The organism is Halomonas sp. Cn5-12 (genome assembly GCF_021532545.1).
Classification (GTDB): Bacteria; Pseudomonadota; Gammaproteobacteria; order Pseudomonadales; family Halomonadaceae; genus Vreelandella; species Vreelandella aquamarina.
The window spans coordinates 39,104-60,661 of sequence record NZ_JAKGAY010000022.1; the positions used below are offsets into that span (position 1 = coordinate 39,104).

A 21,558-nucleotide genomic window follows, 5' to 3' on the forward strand; every position below is an offset into this window, starting at 1 on the left:
AGGAAGAGGATTTAGCGATGAAGGAATTGGCTCATCCACAAGATGTGGCAGCACCTATTGATGACAGGGAATTGCAAACTGGAGTACCGGAAGCAGTTCGTGAAGGTGAGGCATTGCCTCTGTCATATTCTCAGCAGCAGCTTTGGTTCCTGCATCGTTATTCGCCGGATCTTACCGCCTACAACCAGCCGCGTGCTTACCGGTTTACCGGAAATGTGGATGCGAGGGCTTTAGAATGTGCTTTTCAAGCGCTGATTCAACGCCATAGCGTATTGAGAACGCGATTCTTTGAGCGCAACGGTGTACCACACCAGTCCGTGCTCCCTAGCGTCCCTTTTTCTATTCGTAGAGAAGATCTCTCTGAACTGGCTGCACCAGAACAGGACGAAAGGCTGGCGCGTTCTATCCAGAATATCGCGCAGCATGTCTTCGATTTAGGCGCGCCGCCGTTGCTGGTAGCCCGTTTAATCAAGCTGGCGGAAAACAGCTATGTATTAGTTGTATGTCTTCATCACATTGTCTCGGATGCCTGGTCTAACCGGATCATCGAATCCGATCTGAGTGAAGCCTATCGTCAGGCGTTGGGCCAAAACGAAGATGCGCAGCTTCCAAGCTTGCCCGTGCAATATGGCGACTACGTTCGACAGCAACAGAAGAGAGTGGCGTCGGGCGAGATTGACAAGGAACTTACGTATTGGAATGAGCATCTTGGTGACGATGTCCCGCCGCTGGAAATCACTACGGATCGTGTCTATCCCAAGCAGCAAGAATTTAGGGGCGCCGCAAAGCGTTTCGTGTTGGATAGCAGCCTAGCCAGTTCCCTAAAAACCTTTTGCCACCAAAATCGATTTACTCCTTTCGTGCCACTTTTCGCCGCCTGGCAAGTTGTGCTGGCCCGCTACTGTGGACAACAAGACTTCGCTATTGGTGTGCCGTCGTCAGGTCGCCAGCAAGAGGATTTTCAGGAGGTCGTTGGCTTTTTCATCACGACACTGCCTTTTCGAGTACGAGTGAATCCAGCCATGACGCTGGGTGACGTATGTCAGCAGGCTAAAAAAGATGCAGTGGGATCCCTCAATTATGCTGATATGCCATTGGAGGTCTTGCTCGAACAACGGAAAGTAAAGCGGGATCCCGTTCGACAGCCGCTGTTTCAGGTTATGTTTGGTCTCCAGTTTAGGTCTGATGAGGAGCAGCTTCAGTTAGATGATGTGTCTGTCGAACTGATCGATCTTCCTCAGACGAGTGCAAAGTTTGAGCTGTCGCTGGATATTTTCATCGAGCAGGAGCAAGTGGTTGGCGCTCTAGAGTTCAATTCGGATCTGTTCGATGATCAGACAATTCAACGTTTAATCGGTTACTACCAGAAAGTACTGAGAATCCTATTAGAAAAGCCGGAAACACAGCTCACCACTATCGAACTACCTGACAACGCGGAAAAAGCATTGCTGCTCGACTGGGGAAGCCGCGCAGCAACCGATAGTCCGGTCGAACCCATCCATCACCTGATAGAGCGCCAAGCTGCGGCAACCCCAGAGGCTACGGCACTAGTATTCGAAGATCAGTCGCTCAACTACACCGAACTCAATACCCGCGCCAACCAGTTGGCCCACTACCTGATCGGTCTAGGCGTAAAACCTGAGACCCGGGTGGGTATTGCTGTTGAGCGCTCCATTGAGATGGTGGTAGGGCTGCTGGCTATTCTCAAGGCGGGTGGTGCTTATGTGCCACTAGATCCAGATTATCCGAGTGATCGGTTGACCTATATGGTCAAAGACAGCGGCATCGAGCTACTGCTAACCCAGCAGCATCTTTGCGATGCGTTGCCGGTGGCCGATGGGCTGAACGTCATTGATTTGGATCGGTTGGAGGTTGCTCACCACGCGCCGACCAATCCGAACGTGGCCCTGCACGGCGAAAGTCTTGCTTATGTGATCTACACCTCCGGTTCCACCGGGCGCCCCAAGGGCGCCGCCAACCGTCACCATGCACTGACCAATCGCCTACAGTGGATGCAGGAGGCCTATGGATTAACGGCCGACGATGCGGTGCTACAGAAAACGCCATTCAGCTTCGATGTGTCGGTGTGGGAGTTCTTCTGGCCGCTGATACAGGGGGCTCGACTGGTGATGGCGCCACCAGGCGCCCATCGCGAACCGTCACAATTGGTCGAGCTAATCCGTACCCATGACATCACTACACTGCACTTTGTACCTTCAATGCTGCAGGCCTTCTTGGCGCATGGAGAGGTAGAAGCCTGCACCAGCCTGACACGCATGGTGTGTAGCGGCGAAGCGCTACCGGCAGAGTTGCAGAATCAGGTATTTGCCCGCTTACCTCAAGTGGCACTCTACAACCTCTATGGCCCCACGGAAGCGGCCATTGATGTTACCCACTGGACTTGCCAAGACGATGGACGCAACCAGGTAGCGATCGGCCAACCGATCGCCGGTATCCGCACTTACGTATTGGATGGCGATCTTAACTTGGCGCCGCCCGGAGTCGCAGGTGAACTCTATCTCGGAGGTATTGGTTTGGCACGGGGCTATCTGCACCGGCCTGACCTTACCGCAGAACGTTTTGTCGCTGATCCGTTTGCGCAGGGCGAACGCCTCTACCGCACCGGCGATCTGGTGCGCTGGCGGGAGGACGGCCAGCTCGAGTACCTGGGCCGCCTTGATCACCAGGTGAAGATACGTGGCTTGCGTATCGAACTAGGCGAGATCGAAGCCGAGCTATTATCTCAGCCGGAGGTTCGCGAAGCGGTGGTGGTCACCCAGGAAGGCCCCGGCGGTTCGAGGCTGGTGGCTTATGTGGTTCCCCAAGCCGATAGTGAACTTGACACCAGCTCACTACGTGAAGTGCTGGGGCAGCGGCTACCAGACTATATGGTACCGGGAGTAGTGGTCACCCTCGATGCACTGCCGCTGAATGCCAACGGCAAAGTAGACCGCAAGGCACTGCCTGAACCGGATTTAGCCAGTAGCTCGCAGTATGAGCCACCGCAAGGCGAGGTGGAAGCAGCCTTGGCGAAGGTCTGGAGCGAGGTGTTGGGGGTGGAGCAGGTAGGGCGTCACGATAATTTCTTTGAGTTGGGTGGGCATTCATTATTGGCTCTGAAGGTGTTGGAGCAAATGCGGCATCAAGGACTGAAGGCGCAGGTACGCACGCTGTTCCAATGCCCGGAACTGGCGGCCTTTGCCCGGGCATTGACGCAGGCATCAGAGCAGCAAGAAATGATCACCCCGCCTAACCGCATTCCAGATGGCTGCTCGGCAATCCAGCCCGAGATGCTGACTTTGATCGAACTCAATGCCGAAGAGATCAGCGCCATCGAAGCGGCAGTGCCGGGTGGAGCCAGCAATATCCAGGATATTTACCCGCTGGCACCACTGCAGGAGGGCATTCTCTTTCACCACCGTTTGCAGGAAGAGGGCGATGCCTATGTTACCCCGCGTCTGCTTGGCTTCGACAGCCGAGAACGGCTGGAAACCTTTATTATCGGTTTTAACCAGCTCATTGCCCGCCACGATATTTTACGTACGGCGGTACTTTGGGAGGGAGGTCGTGAACCGGTACAAGTGGTTTACCGATATGCCGAACTAGCCCTCGAATGGCTAGACGTGGAGGGAGATGGTTCTCACTGCGTCGCTCAACGGCTGAATGCCGAGGTGAACCCTGAACATCATCGTATCGATGTGCGTCGAGCCCCCATGCTACGGGCAGTTGCTGCATATGATGCCGAGCAAAATCGCTGGCTGTTGCAGCTACCTAGCCACCACCTCGTCATGGATCACACTACCCTTGAGCTATTAGTGAAAGAAATTTCCCTGATCCAGCAAGGCCGCGAAGATGAGCTACCCCAACCACTTCCATTCCGCAATTTCGTTGCCCAGGCCCGGCTAGGGGTAAGCCAGGAGGAGCATGAGGCCTTCTTCCGTGAGCAGTTGGGCGATATTGAAGAACCGACCGCGCCCTTCGGGCTACTAGACGTTCGCGGCTATGGCAGCGAGATAGAGGAAGTTCGCGTTCCTCTGGATACAGAACTGGCCCGGCAGGTGCGGCAACAGGCCCAGAGCTATGGTGTGAGCACGGCTAGCCTGTTCCATCTGGCCTGGGCCTTGGTATTGAGCAAAACCACTGGGCGGGACGATGTGGTGTTCGGCACTGTGCTGTTCGGCCGCATGCAGGGCACCGAGGGCGCCGAGCGGGCGCTGGGGATGTTTATCAATACGCTCCCTGTGCGTATCAAAATGGGCGCTCAAGGTGTCGATCAGTCCTTGCGAAAAACCCACGAGGCTTTATCTGCCCTGTTGCATCACGAGCATGCCAGCCTTGGCCTTGCGCAGCGCTGCAGCGGGTTGCCCGGTGGAACGCCGCTATTTACCAGTTTGCTGAACTATCGTTATAGCGCATCTCAACAAGAAAGAAGCCCCGCTCATAGCTTGGAAGGAATGGAGATACTGGGTAGCCAGGAGCGTACCAATTACCCATTCGGTATAGCGGTAGATGATCTGGGAGAGGGCTTCCAGCTAGTAGGGCAGGTGAGTCGCACGATTGGTGCACAAAGATTATGTGATTACATGGAAGCTGCTGTAGCTGGCATTGTGGAAAGCCTGCAAACAGCACCGCAGCAAGCACTAAGCGAGATCAACCTGCTAGGAAAAGAAGAGCAGCGGTTGTTAAACGAGTGGGGGGTGAACTCCCACCATCCCGATGCTCAGCCAGTCCATCAGCTGATTGAGCGCCAAGCTGCGGCAACCCCAGCGGCTACGGCGCTAGTATTTGAAGATCAGTCTCTCAGCTACGCCGAACTCAATACCCACGCCAATCGCTTGGCCCACTATCTAATCGGACTTGGCGTAAAACCCGAGACCCGAGTGGGTATCGCCATGGAGCGCTCCATCGAAATGGTGGTGGGGCTGCTGGGTATCCTCAAAGCGGGGGGGGCTTATGTGCCGCTGGATCCGGATTACCCCGCCGAGAGGCTGTTCTATATGGTCGAGGACAGTGGCATCGAGCTGCTGCTTACCCAACAGCACCTGCGCGACATCTTGCCGGTGGTGGGGAGCCTGAACGTTATTGAGCTGGATCAGTTGGATGTGACGCATTATGCGTCCACCAACCCTCAGGTGGCACTGCACGGTGAACATCTCGCCTATGTGATTTACACCTCGGGCTCCACCGGGCGGCCCAAGGGCGCGGTCAACCGTCACCATGCCCTTACCAATCGCCTACAGTGGATGCAGGACGCCTATGGCTTAGCGACCGACGATTCGGTGCTACAGAAAACCCCCTTCAGTTTCGATGTTTCAGTATGGGAATTCTTCTGGCCGCTGATGCAGGGCGCCCGGCTGGTGATGGCGCCACCAGGTGCCCATCGTGAACCGGTACAGTTGGTCGAGCTAATCCGTAGGCATAACATCACTACACTGCACTTCGTACCTTCAATGCTGCAGGCCTTCCTGGCTCATGGCGAGATCGAAACCTGTACCAGCCTGACGCGTCTGGTATGCAGCGGAGAGGCGCTACCGGCTGAACTGCAGAACCAAGTATTGGCTCGATTAACTCACGCGGCGCTCTACAACCTCTATGGCCCCACCGAAGCAGCTATCGACGTTACCCACTGGACGTGCCAAGACGATGGGCGCAACCACGTAGCCATCGGCCAACCGATTGCGGGTATCCGCACCTACGTACTAGACGGCGATCTCAACATGGCGCCTCCCGGGGTCGCAGGTGAACTCTATCTTGGTGGCGTGGGCTTGGCGCGGGGCTATCTGCACCGCTCTGGTCTTACCGCAGAACGTTTTGTCGCCGATCCATTTGCGCAGGGCGAACGCCTCTACCGCACCGGTGACCTAGTGCGCTGGCGGGAGGATGGTCAGCTCGAGTACCTGGGCCGCCTCGACCACCAAGTGAAGATCCGCGGCCTGCGTATCGAGCTTGGCGAGATCGAAGCCGAACTACTCTCTCAGTCGGAGGTTCGCGAAGCAGTAGTGGTCGCCCAAGAAAGCCCCGGTGGTTCTAGGTTAGTCGCTTATGTGGTTCCCCAAGCCGACAGTGAACTCGACACCAGCTCATTACGTGAAGCGCTGGGGCAACGACTGCCGGACTATATGGTACCGGGCGTCGTGGTCACCCTCGATGCACTACCGCTGAATGCTAACGGCAAGGTAGATCGCAAGGCCCTGCCCGCTCCGGATTTGGCCAGTAGCACGCAGTACGAGCCGCCTCAGGGCGAGGTGGAAGAAGCCCTGGCGGAAACCTGGTCTGATGTGTTGGGCATGGATCAAGTGGGACGTCACGACAATTTCTTCGAGTTGGGGGGGCACTCGCTACTTGCGATGCAAATGGCGGCACGCGTTCAAGCTGATATGCAAGTTGAGCTCCAACTATCCGAGGTGTTTAGGAAACCACTGCTGCGCGACCTGGCAGAGTGTATTGCCACGCTAAGCAGCGGGCACTCCTTAGAGCAGTCGCTCTCCGATATTGATTCCTTTATCGACAGCATGGATACCGTTCAATGAGTAACATAGATACCCGTCGTATTGCGGAACGCTTTGCCGGATTACCTGTCGAGCAGCGTCGCGCAGTTTACGACAAGATCCGCACTCAGGGGTTAGGCATTGGCCAGTTCCCAATTCTTTCTCGTCCTGTATCACAACAGACAGCTTGCTCACCCTCTTATGCCCAACTTCGCCAGTGGTTTCTGTGGCGCATGGATCCTCAAAGCAGCGCTTACCATATTACTGGTGCTCTGACCCTTAAGGGCTCGCTGGATACTGAAGCACTGCGGGGTAGCTTCTCCGCCTTAATATCTCGTCATGAAACATTGCGGACGGTGTTCCGCGACGATGGCGAGGGTGGGTTGATGCAGGTGGTGCAGGCTGATAGCAACTTCGCATTGCATGAGGTCGACCTAGGTCATATGCCGAAGGCTGAACGAGAAGGGGCAATAGAAAATGAGGTTGATCGGCTTTGCAACGATCCTTTCGATTTGGAGCAGGGGCCACTTTTGCGCGTGGGGATACTGCGTTTAGCTGAAGAGGAGTACCTGTTAGTAGTGGTAATGCACCACATCGTCTCCGATGGTTGGTCGATGCAGTTGATCATCGATGAATTTGCAGCGGACTACTCCGCTCGGGTAACGGGTGAGACGTGGCAGCCGCCAGCCCTGCCGATACAGTACGCTGATTATGCACTCTGGCAGCGTCAATGGATGGAAGCGGGCGAGAAAGATCGCCAGCTCGCATACTGGCAGGTGGAACTTGGCAACGAACACCCGGTACTGCAGTTGCCGACCGATCACCCACGTCGCAGCGATGGACACTATCAAGCAGCAAGCCACGAAATAATGCTTCCTGGCTCGATGGTGAGCGGATTGAGTCATCAGGCTCAGGCGAAGGGCGCCACCCTGTTTATGACGTTACTCACCGGTTTCCAAGCGCTGCTGTATCGATATACGGGGCAGGAAAATATCCGGGTCGGCGTGCCAATTGCCAACCGCCACCGGACGGAAACCCAAGGCGTGGTGGGGCTTTTCGTCAACACCCAGGTACTGCGCAATATGTTATGTGGACGCCTTAGCCTGGCTGAGGCGCTGGAACAGAGCAAACGTGCAGCTCTGGGGGCACAAGAGCATCAAGATCTGCCGTTCGAGCAATTAGTGGAAGCGCTGCAGCCCGAGCGTAGCTTGAGCCACACGCCGCTGTTCCAGGTGATGTTCAACCACCAGCGGCAAGATCATGGATCGCTGCAGACGCTACCAGGACTGGAACTGAGTACCTGGGCGCTGGAGCAGGGAAAAGCTCAGTTCGAACTGACGCTCAATGTGGTCGAGCGCAAGGATGGTTGCCTGGAGGCAAGCTTCGTTTATGCAGAAGAGTTGTTTGAGGCAACCACCATAGAGCGCCTAGCTCAGCACTATATGGTTATTCTGCAGGCATTGGCAGAGATGCCGGAACGCGCATTGAGCGATGTCGAACTGTTAGATATAGATGAACAGCTAAAATTACAGGAATGGGGCGTAAACACACAGCGGTATCCCAATGCCCAGCCCACCCATCAACTGATTGAGCAGCAGGCTGCTGTAACGCCAGAGGCTACTGCATTAGTGTTTGAGGATGAGTCACTCAGCTACGCCGAACTCAATACACGCGCCAACCAGTTGGCTCACTACCTGATTGGCCTAGGCGTAAAACCTGAGACGCGGGTGGGCATCGCTGTGGAGCGCTCTATCGAAATGGTGGTGGGGCTGCTGGCTATTCTCAAGGCGGGGGGGGCCTATGTGCCGCTGGATCCGGCTTACCCCGCTGAGCGGCTGTCCTATATGGCTGAGGACAGCGGTATCGAGTTGCTGCTCACCCAGCAGCGTTTTCGCGATACGTTGCCGGTAGCTGAGAACTTGAGCGTTATCGAGCTGGATCTGGATAGGCTGGATGTCACGCAATATACCTCGACCAATCCTGAGGTGACGCTGCATGGCGAGCACCTCGCCTATTTGATCTACACTTCGGGCTCCACTGGGCGGCCCAAGGGCGTTGGGGTGAGTCATGGCCCGCTGTCGATGCATCTTCAAGCGATTGGCGCGCGCTATGGACTGACGCCCGAAGACCGGCTACTTCAGTTCGCTTCGATCAGTTTTGACGCCGCTGGGGAACAGTGGTTGCTTCCACTGCTAGCAGGAGCAGCCCTTGTGCTACCACAAGGACGCCATCTAGGAACCGAGACGCTAGCCACTCTGGTGCGGCAGCATGCCGTTAGCGTGCTGTATCTGCCGCCGGCTTATTTACGCCACCTCTATCAAAGCTTGCCGGCAGGTTCCTTGCCGGTGCGCCTATGCATTGCCGGTGGCGAAGCCTGGTCGCGAGATGAGTTTGAGGGAGTTCGTCGAATTTGCCAGCCAGAGCGACTGTTCAATGCCTATGGTCCGGCCGAAACCGTTATCTCGCCGACGCTATGGTCAGACGATGCTGGGTTGGGGCAGTCGCCTCAAGTGCCGATCGGCCAGCCAATTGGGGCACGTAAGGCACTGGTGCTGGATGCCGATCTGAATCTTGTACCGGTCGGCATAGCAGGTGAGCTTTACCTGGGCGGCGCTGGTCTAGCGAGGGGCTATTTGAATCGTACCGACCTTACAGCAGAACGTTTTATCGCTGATCCGTTTGCGCAGGGAGAACGCCTCTACCGTACCGGCGATCTAGTGCGCTGGCGGGAGGATGGCCAGCTTGAGTACCTGGGCCGCCTCGATCACCAGGTTAAGATCCACGGCCTACGTATTGAGCTAGGTGAGATCGAAGCCGAACTACTCTCTCAGCCGACAGTCCACGAGGCGGTAGTGGTAGCGCAAGAAGACTCCACTGGTTCGAGACTGGTGGCCTATGTGGTTCCCCAGGCTGGCAGTGAACTCGATAGCACCTCACTACGTGAGGTGCTGGGGCAACGACTGCCAGACTATATGGTGCCGGGCGTCGTGGTCATGCTCGAAGCACTGCCGCTGAATGCCAACGGCAAGGTGGATCGCAAGGCCCTGCCCAAGCCGGACTTGGCCAGTAACACGCACTATGAGCCGCCCCAGGGAGAGGTGGAAAAAGCGCTGGCGGGAATCTGGTCAGAGGTAATTGGCGTCGAACGTGTGGGCCGTCATGACAACTTCTTTGAGCTGGGGGGGCATTCGCTTCTGGCTCTAAAAGTGCTGGAGCAAATGCGGCACCGGGGCTTGACGGCGCAGGTGCGCACGCTGTTCCAGTGCCCGGAACTGGCGGCCTTCGCCCGGGCATTGACGCAGACATCAGGACAGCAGGAAATCAATATCCCGCCCAATCTGATCCCTCACGATTGTCAGACTCTCCAACCTGAGATGTTGACACTCATCGAGCTCAATGCTGAAGAGATCAGCGCCATCGAAACGGCCGTGCCGGGTGGGGCCAGCAATATCCAGGATATCTACCCGCTAGCACCGTTACAGGAGGGTATTCTATTCCACCACCGGCTACAGGAAGAGGGTGATGCCTATGTCACTCCACGTCTGCTTGGCTTCGACAGCCGAGAACGGCTGGAAGCCTTTATAGCCGGTTTTAATCAGCTGATTGCCCGTCACGATATCCTGCGCACTGCTGTGCTTTGGGAAAACCTGCGTGAGTCGGTTCAGGTGGTTTACCGGCATGCTGAATTAGCCCTCGAATGGCTAAGCGTGGATGGTATCCCATCACAAAGTGTTGCCGAACGGCTGAATGCAGAGGTGGATCCTGAGCGCCATCGCCTCGATGTGCGCCGAGCGCCGATGCTACGGGCGGTGACTGCCTACGATGCTGAGCAAAACCGCTGGCTGTTGCAACTACCTAGCCATCACCTCGTCATGGATCACACCACCCTCGAGCGACTGGTGGAAGAAATAGCCCTGATCCAGCAAGGCCGCGAGGACGCACTGCCCAAGCCGATCCCATTCCGCAACTTCGTAGCGCAGGCGCGTCTGGGGGTAAGTCTGGAAGAGCACGAAGCCTTCTTTAGAGAGCGGTTGGGCGATGTTGAAGAACCGACAGCGCCCTTCGGGCTACTAGACATTCGTGGCGATGGCAGCGATATCGAAGAAGTACGCGTTCCTTTGGCTGCGGAACTAGCCCAGCAGGTGCGGCAGCAGGCGCAGCGCCATGGTGTCAGCACGGCCAGCCTGTTCCACTTGGCCTGGGCGTTGGTGCTAAGCAAAACCACCGGGCGGGACGACGTGGTATTTGGCACAGTGCTGTTCGGCCGTATGCAGGGTACTGAGGGCGCTGAGCGGGCACTAGGGTTGTTTATCAATACGCTTCCGGTGCGTATCAAAATGGCCCAAGGTATCGAGCAGTCCTTACGACAAACCCACGAGTCCCTATCAGCGCTGCTGCATCACGAACACGCTAGCCTTGGTCTTGCGCAGCACTGTAGTGGACTAACTAGTGGCATGCCACTCTTCACCAGTTTACTTAACTATCGCTATAGTGCACCGAAGCACGAAGGTAGTTCCGCTCATATTTGGGAGGGGGTGGAAGTAATAGGCGGCCAGGAGCGTACCAACTACCCGATTGGTATGGCGGTAGATGATCTGGGAGAAGGCTTCCAGCTAGTAGGGCAGGTGAGTCGCACGATTGGTGCACGAAGGTTATGTAATTACATGCAAGCCGCTGTAGCCAGCATGGTGGAAAGCCTGCAAACGGCACCGCAACAAGCGATAAGTGAGTTCAGCCTACTAGGAGAAGAAGAACGGCGTTTATTAAGCGAGTGGGGAGTGAATTCCCACCGGCATCCCGATACTCAGTCAATCCATCAATTGATCGAGCGCCAGGCCGAGGTAACGCCCGAGGCTACTGCATTAGTATTTGAGGAGCAGTCACTCAGCTACGCCGAATTCAATACTCGTGCCAATCGTCTGTCCCACTATTTGATCGGTCTTGGTGTAAAACCGGAGACCCGGGTGGGCATCGCCATGGAGCGCTCCATCGATATGGTGGTGGGCCTCTTGGCGATTCTCAAGTCGGGGGGCGCCTATGTGCCGCTGGATCCCGAGTATCCTTCAGAGCGGCTGGCGTTCATCGCCGAAGATAGTGGCATCGAGCTGCTGCTGACTCAGCACCACTTGCACGAGTCATTGCCGGTAGCGGATGGACTTAGCGTTATCGAGTTGGATCGGCTGGACGTGGCACATCACACCTCTACCAATCCAGCGGTGGCGCTGCACGGTGAGCACCTCGCCTACGTGATTTACACCTCGGGATCCACCGGGCGGCCCAAGGGCGCTGCCATTCGCCATGATGCCTTGACCAACTGCATGGTCTGGATGCAGGAGACCTACCAACTCACCGATACCGATGCAGTACTGCACAAGGCGCCGTTCGGGTTCGACGTGTCGGTATGGGAGATTTTCTGGCCGCTGAGTGTTGGGGCACGCTTGGTGATCGCCCAACCAGGCGACCACCGGGATCCAGAACGCATCATTGAGCTGATTCAGCGGCACGGAGTCACCACGCTTAATTTCGTGCCCTCTATGCTCAAGGCCTTCCTGGCCTATCCTGATGTCAAGGCCAAGACGCGGCTCAAGCATATCATGTGCGGTGGCGAAGCCGTTCCCGCCACTCTACAGCAGGACGTAGCTGAGTGCCTCGACGGCGCCCACCTGCATGACCTCTATGGCCCCACTGAAACCACCATTCATGTCACTCACTGGTGGTGTCGTGATGACGCTCATCGCCAGATCCCCATTGGGCGGCCTATTAGCGGTACCCGCACCTACGTCTTGGATGGTGAGCTCAACCTGGCGCCACCGGGTGTGGCTGGAGAGTTATACCTGGGTGGGATCAGTCTGGCCCGTGGCTATCTCAATCGCAGTGATCTTACGGCGGAGCGCTTTATCGCTGATCCGTTCACAGAGGGCGAGCGCCTCTACCGCACCGGCGATCTGGTGCGGTGGCGGGAGGATGGCCAGCTCGAGTACCTGGGGCGCCTCGACCATCAAGTAAAAATACGTGGCCTACGTATCGAACTGGGGGAGATCGAAGCCGAGCTATTATCCCAGCCAGAGGTTCGCGAAGCGGTAGTGGTAGCTCAGGAAGGTTCTAGCGGCTCTAGGTTAGTCGCTTATGTGGTTCCCCAGGCTAACATCAAGCTCGACACTAGCCCACTACGTGAGGCGCTGGGGCAACGACTGCCGGACTATATGGTGCCGAGCGTTGTGATCCCATTGGAGTCGCTTCCGTTGAATGCCAATGGCAAGGTAGACCGTAAGGCCCTGCCCGTGCCGGATTTGGCCAGTGGCTCGCAGTATGAGCCGCCCCAGGGCGAAGTGGAAGAAGCGATGGCGGAAGTCTGGTCAGAGGTGATTGGTGTCAAATGTGTGGGCCGTCATGACAACTTCTTTGAGCTGGGGGGGCATTCGCTGCTAGCTCTAAAAGTGCTGGAGAAAATGCGGCATCGGGGACTAACGGCGCAGGTACGCACGCTGTTCCAATACCCGGAATTGGCGACCTTTGCCCAGGCACTGACGCAGACATCAGAGCGGCAGGAGGTAATCATCCCGCCCAACCGGATCCCTCAAGATTGTCAGGCTCTCCAGCCTGAGATGCTGCCCTTAATTGAACTCGATGACGAAGAGATCAGCGCCATCGAAGCGGCAGTGCCCGGCGGTACTAGCAATATTCAGGATGTTTATCCGTTGGCACCACTGCAGGAGGGCATTCTCTTCCACCATAGGCTGCAGGAAGAAGGCGATGCCTATGTCACCCCGCGTCTGCTTGGCTTCGACAGCCGAGAACGACTGGGAGCCTTTATAGCCTGTTTCAATAAGCTGATTGCCCGTCATGATATTTTACGTACAGCGGTGTTGTGGGAAAACCTGCGCGAGCCGGTACAGGTGGTATACCGGCATGCCGAATTAGCCCTCGAATGGCTAAACGTGGATGGCGCCTCATCACAAAGCGTTGCCGAACAACTGAATGCGAAAGTGGATCCTGAGCATCATCGCCTTGATGTGCGGCGAGCGCCGATGCTTCGGGCGCTGGCTGCGTACGATGTTAGACAGGATCGATGGCTAATGCAGTTGCCTGGTCATCACTTGGTGATGGATCACACTACCCTTGAGCTACTAGTGGAAGAGATTACCCTGATCCAGCAAGACCGCGAAGATGAATTACCCCAACCGCTCCCATTCCGCAATTTCGTTGCCCAGACCCGACTAGGGGTAAGCCAGAAAGAGCATGAGGCCTTCTTCCGCGAGCGGTTGGGCGATGTTGAAGAACCTACCGCGCCCTTCGGTCTGTTAGACGTTCGCGGCGATGGCAGTGAGATAGAGGAAGTTCGCCTTCCTTTGCCAGTGGAGCTGGCCCAGCAGGTGAGGCAACAGTCACAGCGTTATGGTGTGAGCACGGCTAGCCTGTTCCATTTGGCCTGGGCGTTGGTGCTGAGCAAAACCACTGGGCGGGACGATGTGGTGTTTGGCACCCTGTTATTCGGGCGCATGCAAGGCGCCGAGGGTGCCGAACGGGCTTTGGGGATGTTTATCAATACGCTGCCCATACGTATTAAGACGGGTTCCCAAGGCATCGAGAACTCCCTACGCCAGGCCCACGAGGCCCTGTCTGCGCTGTTGCAACACGAGCATGCGAGCCTCGCCCTGGCGCAACGCTGCAGCGGTCTGCCTGGAAGAACACCGCTGTTCACAACTCTATTTAACTACCGCTATAGCCCGACAAAGGATGAAGACTCTCAGCCTAGCTCGGGCATGATTTTGCTGGATAGTCAGGAGCGCACCAACTACCCGATCACGATGTCGGTGGACGATCTAGGTAACGGCTTTCAGTTGGTAGGGCAGGTGAGCCGTATAGTCGGTGCTCAGCGGCTGTGTGACTATCTGAGTACAGCAATTGCAGGCATCGTAGAAAGTCTGCAAGCTGCATCTCAACAATCATTAAGTGAGATCAGCCTACTCAGAACAGACGAGCAGCAGTTGTTGAGAGAGTGGGGAGAGGATAAGCAACAGTATTCTGACACTTCTCCAGTCCATTATCTGATTGAGCAGCAGGCTTTGGCAACTTCCGAGGTCACGGCAGTAGTATTCGAAGATCAGTCACTTAGCTACGCCGAACTCAACACCCGCGCCAACCGCTTGGCTCATTATCTTATTGGCCTAGGTGTAAGGCCCGAAACCCAGGTGGGTGTCGCCATGGAACGCTCCATCGAGATGGTGGTGGGTCTACTAGCGATTCTCAAGGCGGGTGGCGCCTATGTGCCACTGGATCCGGATTACCCCTCCGAGCGGCTGGCCTATATGGTCGAAGACAGCGGCATCGAGTTGCTTCTCACCCAGCAGCATCTTCGCGATACGTTGCCGATAGCTGAGAGTCTGAGCGTTATCGAGCTGGATCGTCTAGAAGTAGCGCACTATGCCTCGAATAATCCCGGAGTAGCCCTGCATGGTGAGCACCTCGCCTACGTGATTTACACCTCGGGTTCCACCGGGCGACCCAAAGGAGTGGCCAACCGTCACCATGCACTGACTAATCGCTTACGGTGGATGCAGGATGCCTATGGCCTAACGGCTGACGATGCGGTGCTGCAGAAGACGCCCTTCAGCTTCGATGTCTCGGTGTGGGAGTTCTTCTGGCCGCTGATGCAGGGGGGGCGCCTGGTGATGGCGCCGCCGGGAGCCCATCGCGAACCGTCACAATTGGTCGAGCTAATCCGTACCCATGACATCACTACACTGCACTTTGTACCCTCGATGCTGCAGGCCTTCCTGGCCCACGGCGACATCGAGGCCTGCACCAGCCTGACACGCATGGTGTGTAGCGGCGAAGCGCTACCGGCAGAGTTGCAGAATCAGGTATTTGCCCGCTTACCTCAAGTGGCACTCTACAACCTCTATGGCCCCACCGAAGCGGCCATTGATGTTACCCACTGGACTTGCCAAGACGATGGACGCAACCAGGTAGCGATCGGCCAACCGATCGCCGGTATCCGCACTTACGTATTGGATGGCGATCTTAACTTGGCGCCGCCCGGAGTCGCAGGTGAACTCTATCTCGGAGGTATTGGTTTGGCACGGGGCTATCTGCACCGGCCTGACCTTACCGCAGAACGTTTTGTCGCTGATCCGTTTGCGCAGGGCGAACGCCTCTACCGCACCGGCGATCTGGTGCGCTGGCGGGAGGACGGCCAGCTCGAGTACCTGGGCCGCCTTGATCACCAGGTGAAGATACGTGGCTTGCGTATCGAGCTGGGCGAGATCGAAGCCGAGCTATTATCTCAGCCGGAGGTTCGCGAGGCGGTGGTGGCCGCCCAGGAAAGCCCCGGCGGTTCGAGGCTGGTCGCTTATGTGGTTCCCCAAGCCGACAGTGAACTCGACACCAGCTCACTACGTGAAACGCTGGGACAAAAGCTACCGGAGTATATGGTACCGGGCATCGTGGTCGCCCTCGAGGCATTGCCGCTGAATGCCAACGGCAAAGTGGATCGCAAGGCCCTGCCCGAGCCGGAGTTGGCCAGTGGCTCGCAGTACGCGCCTCCACAGAGTGCGGTGGAAGAAGCGCTGGCAGACATCTGGTCAGAAATACTGGGCGTCGAAAGGGTGGGCCGCCACGACAACTTCTTCGAGCTGGGGGGCCATTCGTTATTGGCTCTGAAAGTTTTGGAGCAAATGCGGCATCGAGGACTGACGGCAGAGGTGCGCACGCTGTTCCAATGTCCAGAGCTGGCGGCCTTTGCTCAAGCGTTGACGCAGGCACCCGAGCATACTGAGATCACCATCCCACCCAATCTGATTCCTCACTATTGTCAGGCTCTCCAGCCCGAGATGTTGACGCTAATCGAGCTCAATGCCGAAGAACTTCGTGAGATCGAAGCCGCTGTGCCCGGTGGTGTCAGCAATATTCAGGACATCTACCCCCTGGCACCACTGCAGGAGGGCATTCTCTTCCACCACCGGCTGCAAGAAGAAGGCGATACCTATGTGACGCCACGACTACTGGGCTTCGATAGCCGCGAGAGGCTGGAAGCCTTTATGGTCGGCTTTAATCAGCTGATCGCCCGTCACGATATTCTGCGTACCGCCGTGCTCTGGGAAGGGCTCCGCGAACCGGTGCAGGTGGTCTGCAAGCATGCAGAGCTGGTACTCGAATGGCTGGACTTGGATGGTGCCCCATCACAGAGCGTAGCCGAACAACTGAATGCCGAGGTGGATCCTGAGCACCACCGCCTCGATGTTCGCCGGGCCCCCATGCTGCGCGCTGTGGCTGCCCATGATGTCGAACAAGGTCGCTGGCTACTGCAGCTACCCAGCCACCACTTGGTGATGGACCACACTACGCTCGAGCTACTGGTGGAAGAGATCGTATTGATCCAGCAAGGCCGTGCAGATGAGCTACCCAAGCCCCTGCCCTTCCGCAACTTCGTGGCGCAGGCTCGGCTAGGGGTAAACTCAGACCAACATGAAGCCTTCTTCCGCGAGCAGTTGGGGGATATCGAAGAGCCCACCGCCCCCTTTGGGCTGCTGGAGGTGCGTGGCGATGGCCGCGATATCGAAGAAGTACGCGTTCCACTGGAAGCAGAGCTAGCCCAGCGGGTGCGGCAACAGGCCCAGCGCCATGGCGTCAGCACGGCCAGCCTGTTCCACCTGGCCTGGGCCTTGGTGCTGAGCAAAACGACGGGGCGGCACGACGTGGTATTTGGCACCGTTTTGTTCGGCCGAATGCAGGGCATCGCAGGTGCCGAGCGGGCGCTGGGGATGTTTATCAACACCTTGCCGGTGCGCATCAAAACGGGTACTCAAGGTATCGAGCAGTCTTTGCGACAAACCCACGAGGCCCTTTCTGAGCTCATGCATCACGAGCATGCCAGCCTCGGACTGGCTCAGCGATGCAGCGGGTTGCCTGGAGGATCGCCGCTGTTCACGAGTCTGCTGAACTACCGTTACAGCGCTCTCCAGGAAGAAGGAACGCCTACCCACACCTGGGAAGGGCTGGAAGTGCTGAGCGGCCAGGAGCGAACCAACTACCCCATTGGTATGGCGGTAGATGATTCGGGAGAAGGTTTTCAACTAGTAGGACAAGTGAGCCGCACAATCGGCGCCCAGCGCCTGTGTGATTACATGTGCTCGGCCGTGACAGGCATCGTGGAACGTCTGCAAACGGCACCACGGCAAGCGATCAGTGAGATCAGCCTGCTAGGAAAGGATGAGCATCAGTTGTTGAGCGAGTGGGGAGAAAATGCTCAGCACTGTTCTGACACTTCTCCAGTGCATCAGTTGATAGAGCGACAGGCGGAAGCAACGCCAGAGGCCACGGCTCTCATCTTCGACGATCAGTCGCTCAGCTACGCCGAACTCAATACCCGTGCCAACCAGTTGGCCCATTATCTGATCGGCCTAGGTATACAACCCGAGACCCGTGTGGGCATTGCCATGGAGCGTTCCATAGAGATGGTGGTGGGGCTGCTGGGCATCCTCAAGGCCGGCGGCGTCTATGTGCCGCTGGATCCCGAGTATCCCTTGGAGCGGCTGGCCTTTATCGCCGACGATAGTGGCATCGAGCTGCTGCTGACCCAGCACCACTTGCGCGAGTCCTTGCCGCTAGCGGCTGGCCTTAGCGTTGTTGAGTTGGATCGACTGGACGTGGCACATCACGCCTCTACCGATCCATCGGTAACACTGCACGGCGAGCACCTCGCCTATGTGATCTACACCTCGGGCTCCACCGGGAGACCCAAAGGCGCTGCCATCCGCCATGATGCCTTGACCAACTGCATGGTCTGGATGCAGGAGACCTACCAGCTCACCGATACCGATGCCGTACTGCACAAGGCGCCGTTCGGGTTCGACGTCTCGGTGTGGGAGATTTTCTGGCCGCTGAGTGTCGGGGCACGTTTGGTGATTGCCCAGCCAGGCGACCATCGAGATCCAGAGCGCATCATCGAGCTGATCCAGCGGCACGGCGTCACCACGCTCAACTTTGTGCCCTCCATGCTCAAGGCCTTCCTGGCCTATCCCGACGTCAAAGCCAAGACGCGTCTCAAACATATCATGTGCGGTGGCGAGGCTGTTCCCGCCTCGCTGCAGAAGGACGTGGCGGAGTGTCTCGATGGGGCTAACCTTCACGATCTTTATGGCCCCACCGAAACCACCATTCATGTCACGCACTGGTGGTGCCGTGATGACGATCACCGCCAGATCCCTATTGGGCGGCCCATTAGTGGTACTCGCACCTACATCATGGATGATGACCTTAACCTGGTGCCCCAGGGCGTCGCGGGAGAGTTGTACCTGGGCGGGGTAAGCCTGGCCCGTGGTTATCTCAATCGCAGTGATCTCACGGCGGAGCGTTTTATTGCCGACCCACTCCATGAGGGCGAGCGCCTCTACCGTACCGGTGACCTGGTGCGCTGGCGGGAGGATGGTCAGCTCGAGTACCTGGGCCGCCTCGACCACCAAGTAAAAATCCGCGGTCTGCGGATCGAACTGGGCGAGATCGAAGCCGAACTGCTCGCTCAGCCGGAGATTCGCGAGGCGGTGGTGGTCGCCCAAGAAGGCCCCAATGGCGCCAGGTTGGTGGCCTATGTGGTTCCCCAGGCCGACAGTGAACTCGACACGAGTAAATTACATGATCGACTGGGCCAACAGTTGCCAGACTATATGGTGCCGGGTGTCGTGATCATGCTCGACACACTGCCGCTGAATGCCAACGGTAAGGTGGAGCGCAAAGCATTGCCTGAGCCTCATCCAGGAGAGCCCCGGGATTACGTGACACCTTCCACACCAGAGGCACACCAACTCGCTGAGATTTGGCAGCAAGTGCTGGGCATTGAGCGGGTCGGCGAAACTGATAATTTCTTCGAATTAGGTGGTGATTCTTTGCTAAGCCTAAAAGTAATGAACCATGTGCAAGCGCTGCGGGAACCTAAACTCGACTTCAAGCTATTCGACCTGATGCAGAAGCCGACCATTGCTGATCTGCTGGAAGTGAGGAATCACACTGAGGTTCTGCCCAAAGGGGCTCTCATGCTCAATGGCGAGTGTCGCACTCAGCCGCCGCTATTCTGCATTCATGCCGTGATGGGAACGGTTTTTGACTATCAACCGTTGGCTCGGCGCTTGCAGGGAGTATGCACGGTTTACGGTCTGTCTTGCCGAATGTTGACCGACCCACAGCATCGAGATTCATCACTTGAAACAATGGCTGATGACTATGTGGAGACGATACGCCGCATACAACCCGTGGGGCCCTATCGGCTATTGGGATGGTCTCTTGGTGGAGCATTGGCCGCGATGATCGCGGCACGTCTTGAAGGGGTGGGGCAAGACGTGAGCCAACTGGCTTTGATAGATCCCTATGTACCTGGCGGTGGTCTGCATAGCGAGGATAGCTGGCAGCGAGATTTTGCAAACTTTGCATCGGTTATATTGCCAAGTGTTTCGCTTGAAGCTCGGGATGGTAAGGAGGAGAGCAAGGAGGAACCGAGTGAGGAGGAGGTTGCCCTTAAGCTGTCGAAGCTAATGGCGTCATTCGATGCATATGGTCGTGAGGGTTACGCAACATTGGGTAGCGAGGAGCTTGCTAGAATATTCTGCGTGGCGCGGCATTTGAAGTACCTTTCACTACAGCTTGATGCCTTGCCTGCATTGGACTGTGACGTGGACTGCTGGTGGGAATCGAAAAGAGGTTGGGAAGAGCGACAGGCGTTAGCGAACCAGTTAAATCGAATCCCGAGAACCTCAATTGAAACTCCCCATGACCACTTCTCAATTGTTGGGGATGAGGATCTGATATCTCAGGTGGAGGAGCTACTGGAAGCAAGTGCTCATCGGTATATCGGTGAGCAGGTGCCAGCTTGAGTAAAGGTTTTATGACCTCTTGCCTATAGAATAACTGTAGCGGCATGCCGCTACAGTTATTTCATCTATAGTATTCTACTTGCGTGAACTGGTTAGGATGAAAGTAAAAAAAGTATGCTCATTAAAATTGTGTCTATCATAGGGCTTTCACCAAGGCATTGGCAAAGCGTTGAGCGGAGGGGAGGGCACCCGCTATCCAGAAAGAAGACGACAAAACAACAGAATCTCCTTGCTGGACACTGGGGAGGTAACGCCACATGCCGCTAGTCTCGATATTATTTTCTATACCTATGGGGAATGCACTTTCGATGACAATCAGTCTCGCTTCTTCCACATTGAAAAGCTCTCTGATGCTTACTAGTGAATAGCCCCACTGATTGGTTTTTTCTGTCCATGCATTGCTTAAATTTAACTGCCGAAGCACCTCCTGAAACATACTATTCTCGCCATATACTCGGACATAGTGCTCATTTACTAGTTGAATAACTAGCAGTGGTGGCTGTGAGCTTAGGTTACTTCGCAATTCTTCAAGATGAGATCGTGTGTCCATAATTAGCTGTTCCGCTACAGCTTTTTGATCGACTGATACACCAATTTCAAGAGCAAATGCATCAAAGCTTGACCACAGACGGCCACTCCTATTTCCGACATAAGGATAAGATTGGATGATGGTATAAGGTGCAATGTTAGCTAACCTTTGCCCGAGGCGAACTTGGCTAGGAGACAGAAGGATATGATGAGGTTCGATGCTGCTTAGTAGTTCCATGTTTGGAAATGTCTGTGTTCCAATATCTATGATGTCGACATCTTTGTAGTTATCGCCAGTCCATTTATGGAAGGCTGCGGTATTGCCCAATGAGACAGCGCTAGGATCAAGAGAGAGAAGTGTTTCTGCAATTGTCCAGTCAAAGACTGCAACAGATGGAGGCAATTTAGTTGCCAGTGCTGGGTTAGTGGTTAAAATAAAACCAACTAAATAAACAGGGGTACGCCAAGACCTAGGCAGAAATCGTAAAAAACTCACAGCGAACTCCTTTAGAAAAAATAAAAATTCCCAAAAAAGACTGATTAAATATTACCTGAATCCGTGAAGCCGGCGCCGACACTTTCCCTATCACCGCCAGCGAGCACTTTTTGATCATTCGCCCCGTGCAAGTTGGCTTTCGCAAGCCCGTTATTGCCAAAACCCACCGTGCTGATCGGTG

3 protein-coding genes are annotated in these 21,558 nt (G+C 56.1%); 2 read left to right on the top strand and 1 reads right to left on the bottom strand.

Going from position 1 to position 21,558, the window contains the following annotated elements; all coding sequences use genetic code 11:
• The first annotated feature begins 17 nt into the window (after positions 1 to 17).
• Positions 18 to 6,530, top strand: coding sequence for a non-ribosomal peptide synthetase (locus L1249_RS12440; RefSeq protein WP_228168704.1), 6,513 nt, complete (start codon positions 18 to 20; stop codon positions 6,528 to 6,530).
• Positions 6,527 to 20,353, top strand: coding sequence for an amino acid adenylation domain-containing protein (locus L1249_RS12445; protein WP_228168703.1), 13,827 nt, complete (start codon positions 6,527 to 6,529; stop codon positions 20,351 to 20,353). The genes L1249_RS12440 and L1249_RS12445 overlap by 4 nt, the downstream gene beginning before the upstream one ends.
• Before the next feature lie 136 nt (positions 20,354 to 20,489).
• Here the strand turns inward: L1249_RS12445 and L1249_RS12450 are convergent, their stop codons facing one another.
• The gene (locus tag L1249_RS12450; RefSeq protein WP_058578663.1) at positions 20,490 to 21,377 is read right to left on the bottom strand and encodes an ABC transporter substrate-binding protein; all 888 of its coding nucleotides are present in this window, start codon (positions 21,375 to 21,377) and stop codon (positions 20,490 to 20,492) included.
• Positions 21,378 to 21,558: the final 181 nt, after the last annotated feature.

Excerpts from the sequence above, each read along its gene's own strand:
- L1249_RS12440 (WP_228168704.1), top strand. The coding sequence starts at position 18 with ATGAAGGAATTGGCTCATCCACAAGATGTGGCAGCACCTATTGATGAC.
- L1249_RS12445 (WP_228168703.1), top strand. The coding sequence starts at position 6,527 with ATGAGTAACATAGATACCCGTCGTATTGCGGAACGCTTTGCCGGATTA.